The sequence below is a fragment of the Paenibacillus aurantius genome, assembly GCF_032268605.1.
GTDB lineage: Bacteria > Bacillota > Bacilli > Paenibacillales > NBRC-103111 > Paenibacillus_AO > Paenibacillus_AO aurantius.
Genome location: NZ_CP130318.1, coordinates 1,188,334 through 1,210,544, shown reverse-complemented (window position 1 = coordinate 1,210,544; position 22,211 = coordinate 1,188,334). Strand labels below are relative to the sequence as shown.

Annotated in this window: 19 protein-coding genes and 1 pseudogene; 7 read left to right on the top strand and 13 right to left on the bottom strand. The window is 52.4% G+C overall.

Annotated features, from left to right (window positions below; genetic code table 11):
* Positions 1 to 15: 15 nt before the first annotated feature.
* Positions 16 to 1,566: an extracellular solute-binding protein gene (locus MJA45_RS05925; protein WP_315606345.1), complete on the bottom strand. Its 1,551-nt coding sequence runs from the start codon at positions 1,564 to 1,566 to the stop codon at positions 16 to 18.
* A 302-nt stretch (positions 1,567 to 1,868) separates the two neighbouring features.
* On the opposite strand from MJA45_RS05925, the gene MJA45_RS05920 reads away from it, so the two are divergent.
* Complete coding sequence (locus tag MJA45_RS05920) at positions 1,869 to 4,223, top strand: helix-turn-helix domain-containing protein (protein WP_315606344.1); 2,355 nt, start codon at positions 1,869 to 1,871, stop codon at positions 4,221 to 4,223.
* Positions 4,224 to 4,301: 78 nt separating this feature from the next.
* Here MJA45_RS05920 and MJA45_RS05915 read toward each other — a convergent pair whose 3' ends face one another.
* A complete protein-coding gene (locus tag MJA45_RS05915) occupies positions 4,302 to 5,132 on the bottom strand; it encodes an amidohydrolase family protein (RefSeq protein ID WP_315606343.1) in 831 nt (276 codons plus the stop codon).
* Between the two features lie 63 nt (positions 5,133 to 5,195).
* A complete protein-coding gene (locus tag MJA45_RS05910; RefSeq protein ID WP_315606342.1) occupies positions 5,196 to 6,104 on the bottom strand; it encodes an aldo/keto reductase in 909 nt (302 codons plus the stop codon).
* A 110-nt stretch (positions 6,105 to 6,214) separates the two neighbouring features.
* Between MJA45_RS05910 and MJA45_RS05905 the strand changes: the two genes are divergently transcribed.
* A complete protein-coding gene (locus MJA45_RS05905; protein ID WP_315606341.1) occupies positions 6,215 to 7,084 on the top strand; it encodes a helix-turn-helix domain-containing protein in 870 nt (289 codons plus the stop codon).
* Positions 7,085 to 7,111: 27 nt separating this feature from the next.
* On the opposite strand, the gene MJA45_RS05900 is transcribed toward MJA45_RS05905, so the two are convergent.
* A complete protein-coding gene (locus MJA45_RS05900) occupies positions 7,112 to 8,002 on the bottom strand; it encodes a diacylglycerol/lipid kinase family protein (RefSeq protein WP_315606340.1) in 891 nt (296 codons plus the stop codon).
* A gap of 230 nt (positions 8,003 to 8,232) precedes the next feature.
* Between MJA45_RS05900 and MJA45_RS05895 the strand changes: the two genes are divergently transcribed.
* Positions 8,233 to 8,598 carry a MerR family transcriptional regulator gene (locus MJA45_RS05895; protein WP_315606339.1) on the top strand — a complete coding sequence of 122 codons (366 nt, stop codon included), beginning with the start codon at positions 8,233 to 8,235 and terminating at the stop codon, positions 8,596 to 8,598.
* Positions 8,599 to 8,605: 7 nt separating this feature from the next.
* Complete coding sequence (locus MJA45_RS05890) at positions 8,606 to 8,923, top strand: thioredoxin family protein (RefSeq protein ID WP_315606338.1); 318 nt, start codon at positions 8,606 to 8,608, stop codon at positions 8,921 to 8,923.
* Between the two features lie 246 nt (positions 8,924 to 9,169).
* Here the strand turns inward: MJA45_RS05890 and MJA45_RS05885 are convergent, their stop codons facing one another.
* Positions 9,170 to 9,877, bottom strand: a complete 708-nt coding sequence (locus MJA45_RS05885; protein WP_315606337.1) for a DNA alkylation repair protein — start codon at positions 9,875 to 9,877, stop codon at positions 9,170 to 9,172.
* 45 nt (positions 9,878 to 9,922) lie between these two features.
* Positions 9,923 to 10,726, bottom strand: coding sequence for a methyltransferase domain-containing protein (locus MJA45_RS05880; RefSeq protein ID WP_315606336.1), 804 nt, complete (start codon positions 10,724 to 10,726; stop codon positions 9,923 to 9,925).
* A 368-nt stretch (positions 10,727 to 11,094) separates the two neighbouring features.
* On the opposite strand from MJA45_RS05880, the gene MJA45_RS05875 reads away from it, so the two are divergent.
* Entirely contained in the window at positions 11,095 to 11,496 is a 402-nt protein-coding gene (locus MJA45_RS05875; protein WP_315606335.1) for a VOC family protein, read from the top strand.
* Positions 11,497 to 12,056: 560 nt separating this feature from the next.
* Here the strand turns inward: MJA45_RS05875 and MJA45_RS05870 are convergent.
* From MJA45_RS05870 to MJA45_RS05860, 3 genes are read right to left on the bottom strand one after another with little or no spacing between them, the layout of a single operon-like run.
* On the bottom strand, positions 12,057 to 13,166 hold the full coding sequence (locus MJA45_RS05870) for a Ger(x)C family spore germination protein (RefSeq protein ID WP_315606334.1): 1,110 nt from the start codon (positions 13,164 to 13,166) through the stop codon (positions 12,057 to 12,059).
* Positions 13,163 to 14,263, bottom strand: a complete 1,101-nt coding sequence (locus tag MJA45_RS05865; RefSeq protein WP_315606333.1) for a GerAB/ArcD/ProY family transporter — start codon at positions 14,261 to 14,263, stop codon at positions 13,163 to 13,165. The genes MJA45_RS05870 and MJA45_RS05865 overlap by 4 nt, the downstream gene beginning before the upstream one ends.
* The gene (locus tag MJA45_RS05860) at positions 14,260 to 15,819 is read right to left on the bottom strand and encodes a spore germination protein (protein WP_315606332.1); all 1,560 of its coding nucleotides are present in this window, start codon (positions 15,817 to 15,819) and stop codon (positions 14,260 to 14,262) included. Before MJA45_RS05860 ends, MJA45_RS05865 begins: the two co-directional genes overlap by 4 nt.
* Before the next feature lie 182 nt (positions 15,820 to 16,001).
* On the opposite strand from MJA45_RS05860, the pseudogene MJA45_RS05855 reads away from it, so the two are divergent.
* A pseudogene (locus MJA45_RS05855) lies at positions 16,002 to 16,321 on the top strand (transposase); the annotation flags it as partial.
* 509 nt (positions 16,322 to 16,830) lie between these two features.
* On the opposite strand, the gene MJA45_RS05850 reads toward MJA45_RS05855, so the two are convergent.
* Both MJA45_RS05850 and MJA45_RS05845 read right to left on the bottom strand, forming a co-directional pair.
* On the bottom strand, positions 16,831 to 17,766 hold the full coding sequence (locus MJA45_RS05850; protein ID WP_315606331.1) for a DMT family transporter: 936 nt from the start codon (positions 17,764 to 17,766) through the stop codon (positions 16,831 to 16,833).
* Positions 17,767 to 17,798: 32 nt separating this feature from the next.
* On the bottom strand, positions 17,799 to 18,596 hold the full coding sequence (locus tag MJA45_RS05845) for a M55 family metallopeptidase (RefSeq protein ID WP_315606330.1): 798 nt from the start codon (positions 18,594 to 18,596) through the stop codon (positions 17,799 to 17,801).
* 200 nt (positions 18,597 to 18,796) lie between these two features.
* On the opposite strand from MJA45_RS05845, the gene MJA45_RS05840 reads away from it, so the two are divergent.
* A complete protein-coding gene (locus MJA45_RS05840) occupies positions 18,797 to 19,483 on the top strand; it encodes a metallophosphoesterase family protein (protein WP_315606329.1) in 687 nt (228 codons plus the stop codon).
* A gap of 72 nt (positions 19,484 to 19,555) precedes the next feature.
* Here the strand turns inward: MJA45_RS05840 and MJA45_RS05835 are convergent, their stop codons facing one another.
* Both MJA45_RS05835 and MJA45_RS05830 read right to left on the bottom strand, forming a co-directional pair.
* Complete coding sequence (locus MJA45_RS05835; protein WP_315606328.1) at positions 19,556 to 21,235, bottom strand: type 2 periplasmic-binding domain-containing protein; 1,680 nt, start codon at positions 21,233 to 21,235, stop codon at positions 19,556 to 19,558.
* Between the two features lie 83 nt (positions 21,236 to 21,318).
* Positions 21,319 to 22,200 carry a carbohydrate ABC transporter permease gene (locus MJA45_RS05830; protein WP_315606327.1) on the bottom strand — a complete coding sequence of 294 codons (882 nt, stop codon included), beginning with the start codon at positions 22,198 to 22,200 and terminating at the stop codon, positions 21,319 to 21,321.
* Positions 22,201 to 22,211: the final 11 nt, after the last annotated feature.

The window sequence follows — 22,211 nt, the reverse complement described above, 5'->3', positions numbered from 1 at the left end:
CGCTTCTCAAGCCGGTTATTTTTTGAACTGCTTCTGGTACATGTCGTTCGCTTCCTTGGTCAGCTCGTCTCCGCCCTTCGCTTTCCATTCCGCTACAAACTTATCGAAATCGCTGAGCGGAATCTCCCCGCTGATGATCTGGGCGAAATACTTTTGCGTCAGCGCGGTCAAATCCTTCTTGTATTTGCCGTCGGACGGAAGTGCGGCGAACAGCAGCGCATCGGTCCAGCGCGGCGCGGACGAATACTTGCGAACGGCATCGTTCAGCTTCGGATTGGAATACTTGTCGCGGTAGCTGCGCGTCGTGATGTTGCCGAGCGAGAACAGACGGACGCCGATCGCATCGCGCTGCTCCTGCTTCTCAAATCCCGGCAGGAACTTGGTCGCGCCCGAGGCTGCCCCGCTGTCCGCAAAGTCCCATTGTGTTCCTTTGACGCCCATGCTCGTCATATTGATCGTCTCTTCGTCGCTGCTCTGCGCCCGTAAAATCTCGAATATTTTGTTCAGCTTGGCGGGGTCGTCCTTAACCTTGTTGCCCAATACGACGTAATTGCTCTTGATCCCCCAGTCCCAGCTGCCGCTGCCGCCGGGGCCTGCCGGATTATGGCCGAGCGCGAGCTTGGCATTCGGATTCACGCCTTTCATGGCTACCACCGTCGCCCCGTCGTCCAGGGCGGCCTTGCCAATCTGTTCCTCAATGACGCCGATCCGATTGTTATAGAGCTTCTTGCGGTACGAATCCTGCGTGTCGGTGATGAATTCCGGATCAATGACGCCGTCGGCAAACCATTGGCGCAGCTTGGCAAGAGCTTCCTTGGCTTCCGGCAGGACGGACCCGTTGACGATCTGCCCGTTCTTCTCCTGCCACATGGTAGGCTCGACTCCGTAGGCCCCGAATATCGAGTAGAAGCCGGCCGACCAGGTCGACGTTGCCGTACCGGTCAAGCCATAGGTGTCTTTCTTTCCGTTTCCGTCCGGATCGTTCTTAGCGAAGGCATAAACGGCTTTCTCGAACTCATCCAGCGTTTCGGGGAGCTTGGCGATGCCCACCTTGTCGAGCCAGTCCTGGCGCCACAGCATAGTCAGATCATAAGGCTTAAGATCGATAAACATCGGGATCGCCCATAGCTTGCCGTTAAACGTTACCGTCTGGAAGAGCGCGTTGGACGATTCGACATCCTTGTAATACTCCGGCATTTTCTCCTTCACCATCGCCTGGTCGAGGTTCAGTAGCACGCCCTGCGCCTGGTAAGCCGATACGTTCGAAGGATCGCCCAACATGAACAGGTCGGGCACCTCGCCGGAAGCGATACTCGCGTCCGTCACCTTGACCGGCTTGATCTTAACGTTGAATTTCTGTTCCATCCACTTCTGCACCTGGGAATCGTTAACGACTGCATTGGCCTGGAAATGAATGCCCCACGTGATTTCAATCGGTTTCGTGGAGGCACTGGGCTGGCCGGCTTCGGCTTTATTCTTCTCTTCTCCGGAACACCCGTTGAGAAGGCCCGCCGCCAAGGCGGCCGCGGTGACGGCAAGAACCGGTTTGTTTATGGATTTTGGCACCAAAATCTCCCCCCGCTGACAAGTTTGAAACGTCGTTCCCCATAAGGATTGCCCGGCCGGGAATTGGGAACGGTTACAACTTTTACGATATCCGCCGGCTTGCGGATGCGCAATCGTTTCATTCGGTTTCCGTTATGTTTTTCCTTTCCGGGGCCGGTCTCGGCCGATTATGTTATCCGATTTCTCGTATGTTTTTCGCTCTTCACACTTCTCGCACCTGCAATCCGTGCTATAATTTGCGTGATGCCGTCTTAAGGCTTCACCTGTTTTGTAAACGCTAACACGGTAGGAGGAAGATCCGGATGACCGGTCGACACGTGATTCGAAACCGATCGTTATTCATTAAGCTGCTGTTGTCCATGACAGCTATCGTCATCGTGACCGTCATCCTTATCTCCTCGGTGACGTATACCATTTCCGCCGACATGAGCATTCAGAACTCGATCGAATACAACCAGTCGATTCTGCGGCAGCAGCGGGAACTGATTAATAAGGAACTTTACTCCGTTAAAAATGTAGCCACGAGCACGATGATGACCCAGTCGTACCTGTTTCATACGCTGAATGACAAGCTGAGCGTCGACTCGCTGATCGGCCTGTCCCGGATGGTGGAAGAGCAGCAAAAGCTGAGTCCGTATATCGATTCCATCTATCTTGTTTACAGCAAGCTGGACCTGATGCTGACCTCCCGCCCCGATATGAAAATGTCTCCCCTGTCCTCTTTCGCCGACCGTTCCTGGCTGCCCGAAATGAAGCAGGAAGAAGGAAGCCGGACGGTGTGGCTTACCGAACGGCCCAACGGTCTTGCTCCAGGAATGCAGGCCACCAGCTTGATGCAGAAAATGCCTCTTATCGGTCCGGTCGATGGCGCCGTCCTCATCAATTTGAAGCTCGACTTGCTCTTTACCAACTTTCTGAGCCATTACCATAACAAAAAAGGAACGACTCTTGTTCTCGGGCAGAACGGGGAGCTCCTCTACGGCGAAACGGAGGAGGCGGCGGCCCTGGCCCCTCAGCTGGACGGCACAGCCTTATCGGCCGCCGGAAGCGGATCGTACGTGGACGATCAGCATCGGATTGTGACCTTCACGACCTCCGATTTGACCGGCTGGAAGTTCGTCAACTTGACCAAGCAATCCATCCTGCTGCAGGGCTTGAGCCGCATCAAGACGATTGTGGCCGCCGTTTCCGTCCTTTACGTCACGGTCGCGCTTATCCTCTCCTTCTATATTTCGAAGAGGCTGTACCGGCCGCTTAAAGGCGTCATGGCCTACATCAGTGTTTCCAATGCGGCTTCCAGCTCCCCGCCAGGAGAGGGAACGAGCCCGGAATCCGCCCTCCCGCCCGCCGATGAAGCGAGCTTCATCCGCCAATCATTCGAACGGTTACGGCACAGCCGGGAAACGATCCTAAGCGAGAAGAGCCGGGTGGAAATGCTGCTTGGCGCCAACAAGCCGGCCATCAAGGAGAAATATTTGAGCGATCTTCTGAAGGGTCGGGCGGTGAGCGGCGCTCTAGACGAGGATGCGGCGGAGCTGCTCGGGCTGAAGCTGGATTTTTCCCGTTATGCCATCCTTACCTTCGAGCTGGGAGAGCCCAAGCCGCTGAACGACTCGGCCGACAAGCTTCATTATCATCTGCTTCAATACGGATTGATCGAAGAACTAGGCGCGGAGATTGACGGGGAAATCTTTGCGAGGGACGAGGAACGGACGGTCATTCTCCAGGCGGTCCCGGCCGGCAGCGACGACCTGCCGGTCGAGCTCGCCAAGCAGCTGCAGAGCCATATGGAAAGCCGTTACGGATGGATAGTCACCCTGGGCATCAGCCGCATCCATTCGGGGGTTCTGTCGGTCCAGTCGGCGTACGAGGAGTCCGTCGAGGCGCTCAGCCTCAAGATGTACGTTGGCCAAGGCGAGATTATACCGTACGCCATTGTCAGCAGCTGGAAGCAGGATGAAGAGACGTATTATTATCCGTACGAGCTGGAAAAGAAGCTGCTTCAGGCCCTGCTGCAGCTGAACGAGGAAGAATGTGCGGCGACCATCAGCCGGATCACGCAGGAGGTGGTGGAACGCCGGCTCGGCAAAGCCAATATCCAGCAGCTCTTCTTTCAGCTAAGCGGCGAAATCGCCAAAACCCTTGTCCAAACAGGCGGGGACATCTCCGTCGTGCTCGGCGACCGGCCGTTCGTGCTGTCCGCTGTCCAGACCCTTCGCGATATGGAAAAAGGCCTGCAGGGGATGTGCCATCAAATCATCGCGCATAACCGGGAGAAGCGGCTGAAGATGAACGATCTTACGCTGCAGCTCGCCACCGAATTCATGGACCGCAACTTCAACAACAACATTACGATCGAAACGGTTGCCGCCCACGTGCAGCGCAGCACCTCCTTTTTGAGCCGCATCTTCAAGGAAGCGACGGGCACCACGATCAATGATTATTTGATCCATCTTCGGATCAAGCGGGCCTGCGAGCTGCTGCGGCAGCCGGACTGTACGCTGGAGGACATTTGCCGCGAAATCGGCTACTCCAACGTCAGCTACTTCAACAAGCTGTTCAAGTCGCGCACGGGACATACGCCGGGGCAGTACCGGCTGCTGCTGGCGGCGGACCCGTCTCCCGGGGATAGCCCCGATCCTACCCAAACCTCTTAACACCCAAAAAGCCGGCCGGCTCCGTCTGGAGCTCGACCGGCTTCCCGTTCTATACTGGCGCCCGGTACTTCCCTCTCTTCAATCGATCCCGTAGATCCTCCGGGCATTACCCGCGCGGATCTTTTCTTTCTCCTCTGGATCGAGCCCTTCCGGAAGCAACGCTTCAAACAAGTCGACGACGTCCCCGTAGCCGCCTGCCTGCAGGGCGACCGGCCAATCGCTGCCGAACAGAAGCCGTTCGCAGCCGAATGCCGGGAATAACCGATCCACATACGGCCGGAGCAGCTCCGGAGTGGAGCCGCCGGCCATCGTAATCATCCCGGACAGCTTGACGGCCACGTTCGGGAGCCGGGCAAGCCTCTCCATACCGGTCCGCCACGGCTCCATTTGCCTGGCTCGTACGGCCGGGCTGCTCAGATGGTTGACGACCGCTTGGAGCGTCGGCCTCTCTTCCAGATAGGCTGCGACCGCACCCAGATCGTCCGGCTGCACCAGCAGGTCGAGCGTCAACCCGGCCTGATCCAGGCTGTCGAGCGCCGACTGCAGCCTGCCTCGGTCGGCGGAGGGCCGGTCCCGGCGAAAAGCGCTGCCGTTGATGCGCACCCCGACGAACCTTGGGTCCGACCGGAACGATTCCAGCTGCTCGGAGAACCGTTCGCCGAACGGGTCCAGCCCTCCGCTGACGCCCGAGATGACCGGCCAGGTCTTCGCCAGCTCCAGCAGGAAAGCCGTTTCCTCCGCGGTAGGGGCCGCCTGCACGACAATGAGGCTGTCTACGCCGCGGGCGTGCAGTGCCGGAAGCAGTCTCTCCGGCAGGTAGTCTTGGTAGAGGAGATCATTCTCCGGGTTCAACCAGCCATAGTCCCCGCGCTCCGGCATCCAGAAATGAACGTGGCTGTCCACGTACATGGTCTATCCCACCTCCTTGTCTGCTCCGACCGGTGAGACCCGATCGGGCGCTGGGCGCTTCTTCTATTCCGCCGGGAACAGACTCTTCCCCTGGAACAAGGTGTACACCCGTTCCAGCTTGTCCGGCTCAAGCCCCCGCCCGTCGCAATACGCCATATTCGTGCGGAGAACCTCAGAAGTGGCCGCCCCGGTCAGCGTAACGTGAATGGCCGGCTGAGACAGGCTGAAGCGCATCGCCGGCTCAACGAGCCCGAACGGCTCCGTACGGCGCAGAAAGTGCAGCTCCTCGATCCGCTTAGCCGCCTCTTCCACAATGGCCTGACTCAGAAACGGCGCCGGCGTATCGGCGAGCAGGCCCAGTCCCAGCACACTGCCGTTGATGACCCCAAGTCCGTTCTCCGCGGCGAGCGGAAGCAGCTCGTCCTTAGCCGTGTGATCGATCAGCATATACCGGGCATAGAACTGGATGCTGCCGAACTCGTTCAGCCTAACGTAACGCAGCAGAAGCGGCAGCACCCTTGTCGAAATCCCGATAAACCGGATTTTTCCTTCTTCCCGAAGCTTCTGAAGCGCCGGCAGCGTCTCTCCGACAATCGTTTCGTACGGGACGTGCTCTGCATCATGAATTTGCAGCAGATCGATCCATTCCGTTTGCAGCCGCGTCAGGCTTTGCTCAACGGACCGGATCGTCTCCTCGTAACCGAACGATTCGCCCGGCCCCACCGCCTTCGAGGCCAGTACGACCTGACTCCGTCTGCCTCCGCTAAGCGCCCGGCCGATTCGCCGCTCCGACTCCCCGTTCCCATAGCTCGGCGCCGTATCGATGAAATTGATCCCGCCGTCTATCGCCTCATGGATCATCTTCTCGACCTCGCGCTCGTCCGCCGGTCCGAAAACGCCGCCGAGCGGGGCGCCGCCCAGCCCGAGCTTCGATACGCGAAGGCCGGTCCGCCCGAATGTGGTATATTCCATTTCCCATCCCTCCTACTGTAGATTGTAGGGAAGTTCCTCTATAATGAAATAGCCAGAGTTCCCCAACTTATGGCATATCTTCTCTACTTGAAGGCGAGGTGGAAGGCACAGTGGAATATCTTTATATGGAACCGATCGGACTGACCGATCTCGAGGTGCTGGAGGTCGGTACCCAGGCTTGCCCCCCGGACATGTCATTCGGTCCCTGCGTAAGAGATATGTACATTCTTCATTGCGTTCACAGCGGATACGGGACTTATACGGCGGGGGGACGGACCGAAACGATCGGACCGGGCGGGCTGTTCCTGGTCCTGCCGGACACCGTCCATGCCTATAGGGCCGATCCGGCCGAGCCCTGGCATTATTCGTGGTTCGGTTTTGCCGGTACGATGGCTCCCCGGCTGGTCGGGCAGGCCGGTTTTGCCGCTCCCCTTCCGGTACGCCTTCCGGATCCGGCGCTCCCGGTTGAACCGCTGTTCCGGAGTGTCATGAGCATGCGGGATCAACCGGCCAAGGAGCTTCAACTGACCGGGCTGCTGTACCGGATCTTAGGCATGCTGGCCGAGCCCGACGAGGGCCCCCCGCTAAGTGCCGACGCCGGCCATCACGTGCGTAAGGCGATTTCCTTTATGAATGCCCGCTATGCCGATCGTCTCGAGCTTGAAGATATGGCGGAGCATGTAGGGCTGGACGCCAAGTACCTATGCCGCCTTTTTCGGCAGCGTCTATCCCTATCCCCTTACCGGTATTTGACCGATCTGCGGATGGCCAAAGCTTGCCGGCTGCTGCGCCGGCAGCTTCTCTGCATCGCTGAAATCTCCCGGTCGGTAGGCTACCAAGATCCCTTGCATTTCTCGCGAATGTTTAAACGGACAATAGGCCTTTCCCCCACCGCTTATAGGGAAAAGGCCAGACGGGAAAGCACCCATGACCAAGAAGACGGCCGACAAGAGCAGCCGGCGGATTCCTCCCTGCGATAGAGGCAGAGGCATGCCTTGGGGTATGCCCTACCCCTCCTCTGGTATGATCACCTGAAGGTAACGGGGCAAAATTCCGAGCTCAAGCGGCAGCATGGGGCCCTCCTCCCCGTCCACATTGGTCTTGACGGGATCCGGGGAGTTCACCGTCACCTTGCGCGAGATGAAATAATCGACATCCTTATGGTTCTTTAGGTGGCCCAGCAGGAGGGACAGCCCCGCCGTCACCGTGTGAAAGATAGAGAGGTCCCGGATGACGAAGCAGTGCAGGAGGCCGTCGTCCACCTCGGCATCCGGAGCCAGCTTCTCGAAGCCGCCGACCGAGTTCGTCAAGGTGACGAGAAGAAGCGGCGAGTCTCCCTCCCATGTCCCTCCGTCATGGCGGATTATCAACGGATGAGTGGAATGGTTCATCAGATCTTTGATGCCTTCCTTCAAATAAGCGAAGGCCCCGAGGCGGGACTTGTCCTCCGAGGTAACCGCGGATAAACTTTCCGCTAGGGAGCCGGCCGCCACGACATTGGCGAACCGCTCGCCGTTTACCCGCCCCATATCTACCGCCTTCACCCGCTTCGACCGAAGGGTTTCGATGGCCTCTAAGGCATCTAGGGGAATGTTCAGCGCCCGCGCATAATCGTTGACCGTTCCCAAGGGAACGATCCCGAGCTTAGGTCGGTGATTCTGGTCTGTAAACCCGTTGATCGTTTCGTGAAGCGTGCCATCCCCTCCGATGGTGACGACCAAATCATACTTATTCCGGCAAGCATCGATGCAGAAATGAGTGGCGTCCAGCTCTTTAGCGGTTTCCTTAACCGAAACTTCATAGCCCTGCTCTTGTAAAAGCTCCTCCACCCTTTGAAGATGGTTTAGCGCTTCCTCTTTGCCGGAGGAAGGATTAAGAATGACCATAGCTTGGGGCATGGGAACTTTCCTCTCTGTATAGGTTTTGACCGGCTACTTACCTTTACCCATAAGAGGCGATGCTGCTCATTCCTCCGAATATAAAGCAAATGGCCTGCTTTTTTCCGTCGCGGTGGTATAATCAGGATGTCATCAAGCAAGAAAACCTATCCTAACGCCGGCCTTGACTCTGACACCGGTGTCACCCTTTATAATCGGGTTACCGACATCATCGCGAAGGAGCGTTCCACATGCAAATCGGGGAGCTTTCCCGCCTGACCGGCGTCAGCATCCGTTCGATCCGTTATTACGAGAAGCAGGGCCTGATCCGTCCGGATCGGCTGGAGAACGGGTACCGGGTCTACAACCGGCTTGCCGTCGAACAGGTCCGAACGATTCAGCTTTACCTGAGGCTCGGCCTCTCCACAGAAGAAATCGGCGGTTTCCTCCATTGCGTGCTGCAGAACAAGGAGGCCTTCTGCCGGCAGATTCTTCCCATCTACCGAAGCAAGCTGGAGGAGATCGGGAAGCAGATCGACCTGCTGACGATGCTGAAGGCGAACCTGGAGGAGCGTGTGGAAGCGATTCTGTCGGAATCCTCTTCAGACCAGGAGTGATTCATCCATGTCCATCCCCACCTCTTCGGCTGCCGCCTTCGAGCAGCAGCTGCTTTCCGGAGGCTTGACCCTCGTTGATTTCGGAGCGCCTTGGTGCCCTCCCTGCCGGGCTCTTCTCCCGGTTCTCGAGCAGCTCGGAGACGAGTTCGCCGGGCAGCTGAACGTGCTGCAGCTGAATGTCGACGAGACCCCCGAGCTCTCGGCCCGCTTCGGCGTCCTTTCCATGCCGACGGTCATCCTCTTCAAGAACGGTCAGCCCGTCGAGAAGCTCGTTGGCCTCCGTCCGAAGCAAGTCTATGCCGCCCTACTGAAAAAGCATGCCTGACCCACCAGGCCGGGACAGCAAGTCCCGGCCTTGTAAAAGTAATACAAGTACATAGGAGGATGGAGGCTTAGAAATACAAGCTATCCGCCCGGTTGATCAGGGAATAGCGTGTAACAGATCATTTAGGATCACTTGGGCATATTTGGACCTTTTCTCTGGATGCAGTCTTTTACACCTTGAAGGAAACCCTCTTCCTTTTTTTCCATCCCAGGATCCTCTCCCGTTCTTCGTTACCTAACCTACAAATTAACACCGGACATGCTTGCGTTTGAAACCAAGCTTCCCCCTGGCTTCTGCTTTGTGAATGGTTTCCAACGCGTTCAGAAACTTGCTTTTCCCCTTGTCCTGTTTGACTTCTACCGGGCATACGGCCTTTGCAGCAGCGACCGCCTCCTCATGGAGCGGCAAATAGGAAGTCGCCACGGTGTATATAAACTGGTTCATGGCATACTTCGTTCGCTCGGGAGCCTCGTGAATCGTATCTTTCACCTGCTCCAGCATCTTGGCGAGCTTGTCAACCGAAAATTCACGGTCCGGACGACTGCCCAACAGCCAGCAATAACAGCTCCAGCCTGCCGACATTCTCAAATCCTCGCCGCTTGCGATCCACTTATCGGCCACCTCCTGCGCAATATCCGCTTCCGACAGAGTAACCGCCACTACATAATCGGACAACATATAGAAATAGGCCGAATCGAGCCAACGGTCATAGTCCGCCTCCGTCATGGAGTTGGGCTCCGCTATGATTCCGGCAAAGTACATGGCGTCGTAATTCCCCGTGGCATAAAGCTGCTCCGCCAAAGGTTGATTGAGCTTGGTCTTCTTGAAAAGGGGCTTCATTTCTCCCGTCGCCACGCCAAAAAGAGGCTCCCGCGCGCCATTGGCTAGGTACATTTTCTTGAGTCGTTCCTTGCCGAGCGCCTCCAACTCCTGCATCACCATTTCAAAATTCATTCTTCCACCCTTCCTTCCATCAACTGCGGATGACTTTCTCAATTTTTAATTTACCTTTTTCCCAATATACATGATGTGTTCCGCTAAACTTAACAAATCTTCACGTTCACACACCTGCTCCGCCAAATCCAGCCATGCAGCTATGGTCTCGGGGGATTGTTTGAGGAGTTCCGGTTCTCGCAAATATAAAAAACTTTCGCAATTAAGCAAATGGAGCTTTTCCAGTTTAAACTGTTCGAAGAAGGGAAGCACCTCTTTCGGGCGGATAAAAAAATTCTCTGTAAAGCCTTTTCCAACAAAATTGGAGTCATCCACTATAACATTAAGTTCTGATTTCCGATCGGCGCTCAGAATCCATTCTGGATTCGAAATCAGGTAATCCCAAACAAACGAGTAAGAAGAAACAAATGCCACAAAAAGAGTTCCACCAGGCTTTAATTTTTTTATACATTCTTTTATCGTTTTAACCCTGTCGGCTTCCTCTTTAAGATGATACATCGGACCCATACATAGAATATGGTCATACTCTTCATCTTCGAAAACGGATAAATTACGGCTGTCCACACATACGGCGTTAATAGGCAGGTTAAGTTCCTTTGCCTTGTTCAGGGCATACTCCACATTGGTTTGCGAAAGATCCGCCAACGTCACCTTACAGTCCAAAGCCGCGAGGTAGAGCGAGTATTTTCCGGGACCCCCGCCCAAGTCTAATACTCTGTCACTTGGTTTAACATAACGGGTAATGAAACGCTTGCTAATCTCATACTCGACTTTGTGGCGCTCCAGGCGCCTCCATTCATAGTTGACCGTTTCATCATAAAATTTTCTTACGATCTCTACGCTATCCATATAAGCACCCCTTAAAAGTTCTCAATAACTCTAGCCATAATTAAATAAAAAAATCGCCCCCAAGACCTTACAGACTCAGGGACGAGATTTTATTGTACCCGTGGTACCACCCAGGATTCGCTAATATGCCGCCCTATAAGCCTCTTCCTTTATGGGTTCCGATGTGCTGCTCAGAGGCTTTCTTCCTTATCATGGCTTTCAAATATTGGAAGTATTATACCAAGTACTCCCCAACCTTTACAACCTCTTAAATAAGGAGTAAATGGTACTTGTATCCTTTATGCTGCGGTTTCTTTTATAAGATTCGCTTCTGCTGCCAGAAGTAGAGTATAGTAGGAATTGAAAATATATTCCAGGAGGCTGCAGCCATGTCACAGGAGATTTGGATTAACCTGCCGGTCAAAGATGTTGAGAGGTCCACTGCCTTTTTCAATGAGATTGGATTCCATGCGGTGAGCATTGGTAACGAGAGAGCCAAGCTTGCCATTGGCCAAACCACGATTCTGCTGTTCCCGGATGCCGCGTTTGAGAAATTTACAGGTGCCAAAACCGCAGATACTTCCCATAGCGCAGAAGTTATCTTTTCCATTGGCGCTAAAAGCAGAGAAGAAGTAGATGCTTTTATTCAAAAAGTAGAGTTAGCCGGAGGAAGCATCTTTGGCAAACCGAGTGAAAGCGACGGCTGGATGTACGGAGCAGGATTTGCCGACCTGGACGGCCACCGCTGGAATCTGCTGTACATGGATGAGAGCAAAATGCCGAAACGCTAATACGGAACGCCGGTCCCCTGCTTAAGGTCACCGGCGTTTTTTTACGCGGCGATTTGGCAAATATCAGTTTCCCAACCACGATCCCGCGATTCCGGCCCCTCCCTGCTTTTCCACCTTCCCCGCCTTCCTGCCCTCCGTAACCCCACCCAAAAAAATAACCCGGGGCACTTCCCCCCAGGTCCGAGTTCAAAACATCCGCTCCAGCTCCTTCACAATGGAGCTCACGTACCCGACCGCGGCCCGGATCGGCGCGGGGCTGCTCATGTCGACACCAGCCAGCTGCGTCAGCTCCAGCTGCCAGCAATCAAATGTCCCGCGTGCCCCAGCTCATGCGCAAGGAAGAAGGCGCTTCGCATCGTGTTTGCCCAAGCGCCTACCATGTGTAGACGCCACTCCATGAAGCTGTTCATGGCTTATTCGCTTACGCTGACCCTTATTGTCAACATGTTCAACTTCACGAAGTATTCGATTAATTCATTGCGGCCTAGTGATTTCGGAGCGAAATGTCGTGCCTCTGCGCCTCTGGTCGGCAGATTTTAATTCAACAAAAGGAACCCTTCTTACTTCGTTGTCCCCATCCCGGCAATGGTCACTTTAACCTTCACGTTCACATCCGCCATAGATAACGCCTCTCCCCAGCGATCTTGTACAGGTTTCCATTTGTCATATTCATAGGCGCGCGCGTATAGTCCAAGCCCGATCGGATCGATTTTTGCTTTTTGAATTTTAGCGATTAACCGGTCGAACCGTTTTTCCAACTGCTGCTCTATGTCCCGTTCCAGTTTGCTTTCCTCTTTCCTGACGTCGAGCGGGAATAGGCGTTCCCTCAAAGTCACTCGCATTTTAACACCAATGTCGAACTTGAACTTGTTGTTCGCATAACCCGTCTTCGTCTTGACAGATATATCCTCCGCGGAAAAACTGTACGCATTTTCCGGGAAAACCTCTCCATTCGGTTGATCGGAAGCTTTATACGTAAACAAAAACTCCCCTTTCGTCTCGTGCTGTAATATGCGAAGCAATCTGTTCTCGTCGGAACCGATCGTAAATTTGTATCTTCCCTCCTCATCGAACAGCGCAGTTCCGGAAACGAACAACCTGCCATCTTTGCGCATTTCCGTCACGCTGGCAGTCATCCCCTTTTCATAAGTGACCCGCCGAAGATCCTGAAGCGTTGCTTTCACGCTAACATTTCGGCTGTAAGCTGTATCAATCAGTTCTGATACATAAAGCGGAAGACGCGGCTTATCCTTTGGTGTATATTGCAGAATCTCGTAGGCAGGCCCGTCCACCATCACGATTCTTCCATTCAGCGTGTTTTTGGGGTCCCGCAAATATGGCTCCAGCAATTTAAACCAGCCCTTATGCTGTGTCACGCGTTTTCCGATCAGCAGAACCTGTGTTTTCCCCCCGGTTGTCAACGCCATGAAAGTTTTGTCGTCTTCATCCCTTGATTTTCGCAGCGTCGTCGCCGGTGATGTATACTCTTCCTCCTTGATTTTCGCCTCTTGGCTGAAAACCGGGCTGGATGTCGAAAATATCAAGTTATTTTCTTCATCGAGATCGATGCCAACCAGAAGCGATAAGGACAAGTTTTCGATATTGATTTTGTCCTTGCACCCTGCAGTCAACAATGTCAGAGCCACCAATCCGATGAGCATCCTCCTCATCCGGCTCTCCACCTCCTGTATTTTTCAAAGCCCGAGGCATAGACAAGCAGCAGAACCGGCAACACGTACAGGACGACCATCCCGGCGTTGCTAAGCAATGTTACCCATTGGTCAGCTTGGTTCCATGTTGGCTTAACCACATAGGCACATCCGATAGCCACTATAAAATAAATGAACGTGTGCGAGCTGTGATCCTGCTTTCTTAGCAAGTGACAGGTGGAGAAAACCGTACAATAAATGTATGCACTCCATGCCCTGGACACCACAAACAAATAAATGGCTAGGAAAATCATGTCGACCCGTTCCAGAAAACGAAATTCGATTGTCTTGAGCAAGCTCAACACCGGTTGGTTCAAAGACGTGATTCCGTCGGGAGTGTAAAAAACGAAACAAATGACTGTGACGTACAAATATAGAAGTATCGTTAAGGTGTTAGCGATCAATAAGCCATGAACGGCGTATTGCTTCTTTTTCAGAAATGGGTAAACAAAAAAGAGAATTTCATTTCCGGCAAAAGCAAACACCGTCTTCTTCACTCCTGTTATAATGGGTTCCCAACCTTCCTTGAACAATGGAAGCAGATGGATCCAATGTCCGTACTCCAGTGTTAGCAGAAAGATTAATGGTGTCAACAGCATCATGTAGAAGACCAACTCGGCGTATCGAGCTAGCACGCGTAATCCGTGACGAACGATAAGATAACCTGGAATGGCAAACAGAAGCACAATCCAATATTCCGGCGTCTTTGGCAAAAACCATGCTTTGATGAAGAGCATCGAATTGGCTATAATCACCCAGCCATAAGAAGCAAAATAGGCGATTAAAGGAAGGAGAAACAGTTTTCCGAGCCATTTACCGAACAAGTATTTGAATAAGTCCGGCAAAGTAAAATCCGGATACTTTCGGAGCGTCAGCAGGATGATCCAGCCAGACGCAAAATTGATAATCCCCCCAAATAGGATGACTATCCACCCATCCGTTCCGCTCTTTTCAGCGAGCACCCTTGGGAGTGATAACATCCCAGTGCCCACTTGAGCTCCCTGGATCAGAAAAATGTACTGCATCAGGGTGATCTCATTCAACGCATATTTTTTCATGAATCGTCCCCCTTCGGCCGTTTTCTGCCAAATCGCATGTCCTGAATCGGTCTGGCGCTTTTGGGACGATTGAACATGTTCCATAAAGGAAGCCGTATAAATGTATCTTTCATATCTGACAGGCGAAAAGGAGCCAATGGGCTTCCGTAAGGGGTCCCGAGCGATTCCAGAGCAACCAGATGCGCAACCAGGGCCATGAAACCGATAACGATTCCGATGAACCCGAACATTGAAGCTATGAACATCATCGGAAAACGAAGCAGCCTGACAGAAGCCCCCATATCGTAACTGGGAAGAATGAAGGATGCGATTGCCGTCGATGCCACTACAATAACCATAATGTTGCTGACGACTCCTGCTTGTACAGCCGCCTGTCCCACGACAATCCCCCCTACGATGCCGATCGTTTGTCCAACTGGCGCAGGGAGCCGAATTCCAGCCTCTCTCATCATCTCCAATGTAACTTCCATCAGCATGGCTTCCAAAAGCGGAGGAAACGGTACTCTTGCTCTCGATTCGGCAATAGAAAGTAGCAATTGAAGGGGTATGACTTCGAAATTAAAGGAAATAACCGCAATGTAAATGGCTGGCAGTAGCAATGCGATCATAAAAGCGATAAAGCGAAGAAGGCGAATAAACGACGCGATTTGCCAGCGCGCGCTGTAATCGTCCACACTTTGGAAAAAGGCTGTAAAACCGGCTGGAGCAATGATCACGCTGGGAGAACGGTCAACGATAACAATGAAACGCCCTTGCAACAATTGGGATACTGCTGAATCCGGACGTTCCGTCGTAATTAACTGAGGGAATGGTGAGTACGGATTATCTTCAATATATTGGGCCAATTCCCCCGAATTGATCACCGCGTCCACATCTACTTTTTCGATTCTTGTTTCTAATTCCTGAAGTACTTCTGGATGGGCGACATCTCCCAGGTACATAATCCAGATTTTAGATTTCCCACGTCGGCCTACCGTATGTTCCACGATACGGAGTTCCTTATCCGGAATATATCGTCGTAGGAGAGCGATATTTTGCATTCCGGTTTCCACAAATCCTTGATGCGCGCCTTTAAGCGAGCTTTCCAACTGCGGATCTTCGATGGCGCGCTGGGGCCAACCTTGCGTATCGTAAATCCATGCCTGCTGCCGACCCTCAATGAACAGCGCACTTTCTCCAAAGAGAATGGCGTTTTCCACATCGACCCATGCCGAAATCGTACGGACCCCGCCGATTGTAGGTACCGGAAAGCCTTGCTTCACATCTGGAGTACCGTACATCATCGGGCGCAGAATATTGTTGTTTACTGAGTTTTTATCCGTCAAACCGTCAAGATACAAAAGAGCAGCCGGTGTCTTCTGCGGACCTGTGACAAAACGGTAAATGACCAAATCAGGTGATGCCGGGAATAATCGTTTGGCTTCCTCGATATTTTGAGACAAATCTTGATTGAGTGAATGGCTTTCCACAGTTTGATTCCTCGGTTGGCTCAATTTTTTGGGGTATTCCCTTTGGGAATAACGTTTTCCTTTAAAGAGTCTGCCGAATAAAAACATGAGTAACTATCCTCCATTGCACAATGGCTCCTTATCCTAATTATTGGTATCAAATGTTATTTTAAACGTCCCTTCCCTGAGTAATTGGACATACTTTCAAGTAAACGGGAGATGACCAATTATGCAAGAAGCCTATGATAGAGTAGTGAAAGAGCTAGCGAAAGACTTGCCGCTTTATCGAAGACATCCAAGGAAAGCTGCGTGACCTGTACGGGATTGAAGTTTCCCCCATTATGGTCAGTAAAATCACGGACAATTCAAGGTCCGCCAGGACAGCCGAATCGCCAGCAAAGCGGCTTACAGCGTCATGGGGATCAATCTTGCGGGGCAGAAGGATAGATTGGGCATCTGGATTGGAGAGAATGAAAGTGTCAGCTTTTGGCTGAATGTATGGACGGAGCTGAATAATCGTGGAGTGGAAGACAGCCTCATTGCCTGCAAGGATGGGTTAACGGGCTTTTTCGAGGCGGTGCTGAGCGTATTTCCTGGAACGGAAATGCAATGGAGGCTAAAACGAAGACAGCCTATCCGACAGATGATGCCCTTCGCAAAATCATCTACTTAGCGACATGGAAGCCATAATAAGCCTAGGCCTGCTGATCAATTTATCAGCAGGCCTTATTCCTTCGAAGGTTCTCATAATTACATATTGAACACCATTTTGCTGGAGCAAACATGGACTCTTTCTTAGAACTTGGACCAATTGGCTTCGTTTTACTTCTGATTATAGCGGTCCTCCTCTTATGTCATGGTATCACAAAAAGTGGACAGCTCTTTTTACCATTCTGGTAAGCGGGGATAGACAAGATCAGTAATAAGTTTCGTAGAAACTATGATTTTTGAGAGGGAGAATTATGACTAAAAAACAGGTATTGATTAGGGGTATCCTTCTCATTGCGATTTTAGATAGTGCAGTACTACAAAGTGTTAATGCTGAGCGGCTAAAATGCAAGGTTGAAATGCAGCGCCAAAGACGGAATTCAAATATACATCCATTTTGGTATTCTGTTTTTAATGGTCCCCCATGGCTCCGGTTTGTTCACTCCCCGGCATGCTGATCTCTCTTTTCGTCGCTTCTTTGTACGGCAATGTTGTGATAATCGTCGCTCCGACGAGGAGAATTCCGCATAAGATGACCCGAACCGATGCAGCATGGCCCAACAGGAAATAATCCAGCACGGCTGTCGCAGCAGGCTCCAGGCAGAACAGAATGGATACCGTCACCGGCGGCAGCCGGCGTTGGCCGAAGACCTGCAGCAAATTGGCCGCAACAGAGACAAAAGCAACCATATACAAGACTCCTGCCATCGTCATCGGCTGGGCCAGCAAGGGCCGCAGAGCCAAGCCGCCCGGATGGAACCAGGCATAGACAAGGGCCGTCACGGTAAAATAAACGGCACAACCCGCCACGGCAAGGAAGGACACCTGGATAACCGATGCCCGTTCCGTCAGGAGCATCCGATTGGTAATAACGATGGAGTAAGCATAGCCGAGCATACCGACGAAGGCGAGACCGTCTCCCAGCTGCAGGGCGCTGTCCTTCGGTTCCACCAGCAGCGCGATGCCTGTAAGCGCAAGGACAATCGCCCATTTTTCAACGCGAACCGGCTTGTCCCCGTCATGGAGCCATCTCAGCAGCGGAACGACCCCGATGATCAAGCTGTTGATGACTACCACTCTGGTCGGGGTCGTATACTGCACCGCATAGATGGAGAATAAGCTCAGAACAAAATTGGCCAATCCGTAGGGCAGCAGCCCGATCCTCCAAAGCGAAAATGGAATTTTCTTTATCGAACGATGGAAGCAAACGGAATAGAGGACCGCCACGGCGGCATACCTCCAAAATTGGAAGAGCACCTGGGGATACTCCGTTGCTGCCGCTTTCATGACGATATAGGACAGGGCCCAAATCAACACTGCGCCAAGCAAAGCCGAATAACCGATCAATCTACACCCCTTGCCCGCCGTTACGGCAGCCTTTAATGAAAAGTGCGTGAGAGCAGCCGCAGTAAGTCATCATCTTTTAGCAGCCTCGTCCTTCCGTCAAGCCGGAACGTATCCGTCTCATTATAATAATGGGCATCCGCCAGGCTGGTATTCATGTAGCTTATCTTCATTTCATAGGGACCCGGGATCGAATAGGCGCTGCACTCTTTTCTTCGTCTCACGGCCTCTCCCATAACCCCCCCGATTTCCGCGTAGACCCGTTTAGGCGCCTTAAGCAGTCCGGAATGCCGGCCTGTCGCTTTTTTGGTCTCATAGGTAAACACCGAACCCAGCTGGCGCTTCGCTTCGGCACAGGTTTTATCGTCACCGGAAACAAAAATGACCGGGACCCCGTGCAGCCCAAACAGAAGGGCTTCAAAGCCGATTTCGCCGATTGGCGCACCATTGAGCTCGAGGCCATAAATGTCGGCAAAGCTCCAGGAATGATCCAGTATGGCCTCCTGGGTACCCGCCATGGCGTGATACCCGATCAGCACGGCCCCGTCGAAGGTGGCATCCAAACCGGGGAAACGATTGGCCATTACCGCCGGACCCAGGACATAGGATGCCGAGGGATGCAGGCGGTCATATAAGAAGTTTAAGCCGGTGGCGTGAGCATCCTTGACGATGATCTCCTCCGCTCCTGCTTGGACTAAGGCTTCGACTACGGCGTTAACTTCATCGGTGAGCAGCTGCCGCGATTCCGGGTACAACAGCTCTCCCCGTGTCGTTTGTTCCTTGTAAGCGATTCCCGCTATTCCTTCCATATCTACACTGACGTAAATTTTCATCCTTCCCATCCTTCCTGCCTAATCGTTATGTACCTAGAGTGACACAGGTTCGACCCCTTCACCATTAGAGAGAATTGTCTTTTGCCGAGTCAATTCATTCCTGATGAATCCCCCCATTGTGCAAAGGAATAAGGCGGAATATGATTCCTATAAGCCCAGCAAAACATGGGCAAGACATGGGCAAGACAAGGAGACAAGACATGAAGCTGCTAATCCTGTCCGATGTACACAGCAATGTCGGTTCGCTGGAAGCGATTATCCGGAAGGAAAAGGATTCCGATCTGATTTACTGCGCCGGAGATTTGGTGGATGTCGGCTTCTATCCGCAGGAAGTCATCGATTGTGTTCGGGAAAACAAAATCATTTCCGTCAAAGGAAATCATGATGAACTCGTCATCCAAACGTTTCGCAGTGGCAAGCATCTCGAAGATCTTCCGGATGACCAGCTTACGTGGCCGATTGTCAACGCCAGAAAGATAAAGGAGTCCTCTATCGCTTATTTGGAAACCTTACCGAAGCAAATCGATTTTCAGCTCGATGAAGTCTCTTACAGCTTGCAGCATCTCTACAAAGGCTATGAAACGATCGGCAGCTTACAGGAGTTTATGGGCTTTTGGAATCAACAAACCAAAGAGCATCGCCCCAAGAAGAGGTTGATTTTCGGTCATACGCACATCCCTTCCGTCACCTATCTAAGTAACGACTGCTTATGGATGAATCCGGGCAGCGTAGGGTATAACCGTCCCGAAGATCCTTCTCTTGCGGCTCATTATATTACGATAACGAACGGTACGATTGAGCTAAAACAGGTGGAGCACGAAAATCGAATTGGGCGGTCGGAGCTGAGCCGTCTTTTTGCTGAGCGGTATTATGGGAGCCGGGGATGAAAGGGTAATCGTGAAAAGGGCCGTTTCCGAAGCAGCTGCCTGCTTTGCGGAACGGCCCTTTTTTCTCGCTTTTTACTTCTTGAGGGTTTTCAATGTCTCCTGATAAATGTCGGTGACGTCTTTGTTTTGTTTATCCAGCCCTTTAGCCTTCAAGGTCTTCTCCAGATCCGCCCAGATGCCGTCCAGCTTAGACGCATCCTTCTCAAGAATGAACTTCGGCAGCGCTTTGCCCCACTCCGCAATGGCTTCCGTATTGAATTTCTTGATGTCGTCCGTCCATTTGATCGTCGATTCTGCGAATCCGTAGTCCTTCTCCGTTCCCTTGACCAGAAGATCAGCCGGTGTTTTCGCGCCGTATTTCGCAAGCGTTTCAACGGAAACGGCATTCATGTTTTTGGAAATCCAGCTTTGTGAGCTCTGCCACATGGCATAATCGCCATCCGACAAAGTAAATCCGGAAGCATAATTGGTCGATAGAGGACGTGCATAACCCATACCCAAATCTTCCCAGAAGGTATCCGGCTTGTTCTTATATTCGTTAACCAGCCAATCCGTCACGACCCGTTTGCCGTTTTCCACTTTATAGTATTTTCCTTCGATTCCCCATCCCACTAGGATCTGGTTCTCCAATTTGTACATATCGTCGTAGAATTGAATGATGCGTACCGGGTCCTTGGCGTTCTTCGTAATCGACAGCCACATGTCCCCGCCCCTGCTAGGGTTCGTGCTAGGCTTCACGATCAATTTTGTTTTTCCGGGAGCGACGATATCAAACGACACGTAGGTACGGTCCACCATATTGTTTTTTTCCAGGGAGCCGTTGCAGTTTCCGCCTCCGCCGAAGATAACGAGCACGCGGCCTTGGTTGCATTTCGTCGTAAACTGCTCCTGCGTTTGGACCAGGGATTCGGGATCGAAAAGTCCTTCCGCATTCACTTTGTTGAAAAATTTAAAGAGGTCGGTATAGCCGGGCTCAAAGAAACGAAGACGCGCGTTGTTCTGATCGTCGACGAAGTATTGAGCGGTCGTTGGCAAGCCTGCATAAGAACGGGCAGCGGTATCGAATACATTATACAGCTGGTTAGCGGCTCCATAGTTGGAGAATCCGATCGTCTTGCCGCCTCCGATCTCCGGATATTTCTTCATATAATTGGCGACGAGATTGCGGACGTCATCCAGTGTCTTGATGGGAGGATAGCCCGCATCCTTCAGGACAGCCGATTGAATGGCAATCCATCCCGCTTGGTTGAGATTTTCGACCTTCTTCGTTGGAGGCTGGAGAAGCCCGTAAATCTTTCCGTCCGGCTGCTGTAAGATGGACAGGTCGTTATTGAAGGCCTTCATGATGTTGGGGGCGTGCTCCTTGATCAGCGGGGTCAGATCGAGAACGGCTTTCGCCGTAATGTAGGACTGCAGCGTGTTATCGTGGATATTGATGACTTCCGGATAGTCGTTTGCGGCAAGCCAAACGTTCATTTTGGTACGGAAATCGCCGGTAATGACATCCCACTTGATGGTGGCGCCGGTACGCTTCGTAATTTCCTGGGCCACTTCATTGTTCCAGTTGATCTTCGGATTGTCCGTGTTCATCGTGAAAGTAAAGGGCGTTTTGGCAGGCGGTCCCGATGCCGTAGGGGCGCTGGAAGGAGACGGTGAATTCGACGGGGCTGCATCCTTCGAACACGCGGTAGCCATTAAGCTTCCGGTCAATAACACAGCGGCTAACAGATTGATTTTTTTTCTTTTTAGCATTCGTCTGTGACCTCCGATTCTTTATCGTTCCATTTATTTCAGACTGTCTCCGCGTAAGGCCGGTTGACGGAGCAGCCGTGAAATCAATCCTTCATAGCCCCTAAGGTCAGGCCCTTAACGAAATATTTTTGCAGGAAAGGATAAACGAACAAAATGGGGAGCGTGACAAGAATGGTCAGGGTGGCCTTGATCGTCATAGGTGAAATGATTCGAGGGCCATTGTTATCTCCGGAATCGGAAGAATTGGTCTCGACGGTTTGAATCATTTTTTGCAATTCATACTGCAGGACCGCCAGCTTCTCGTTGCGGCTGTTGTACAAGTAATTATCGAACCAAGAATTCCATTCGTTTACGGCGACATAGAGGGCTACGGTTGCGACGACCGGCAGGCTGATTCTTAAAATGATCAGGGTGTAAATCCGGAAATCATTCGCTCCGTCAATATAGGCGGATTCCACCAGCCCTTCGGGCAGCTGCTCGAAAAATGTCCTCATAACAAAAATGTAGAAGGCGCTTACAATGCCCGGAACAATATACACCGCGAATGTATTCATTAGCCCGAGGCTCTTGATCAGTAAGTAAGTGGGGATTAGGCCTCCGCTGACATAAATGGTGATCACGAGTATGAAGCTGAACAGTTTCCGAAAGATAAAATCCCTCCGGCTGAGGACGTAAGCAAGCATTCCGCAGCAGAATACGGACAGCACGGTTTGAATCACGGTACGGAGCACGGAGTTGATCGTCGCTCTCACCAGCTTATCGTTCTGGAACACATAGAGGTAGTTCTCGAGAGTAAATTTACGCGGCAGCAGATAAAGGCCGCCTTTTAAGGCATCCGTCGTTTCGTTCAGCGACAGGACCAGCAGATAAAGAAAGGGGTATACGGTAGAGATGGCCGCCACAGTCAGAAGCGCGTATAACAAGGCATCGAAGATCCGTTCTCCCGCGGTTCGGTGTTGAAGCATAGTCGAGATCT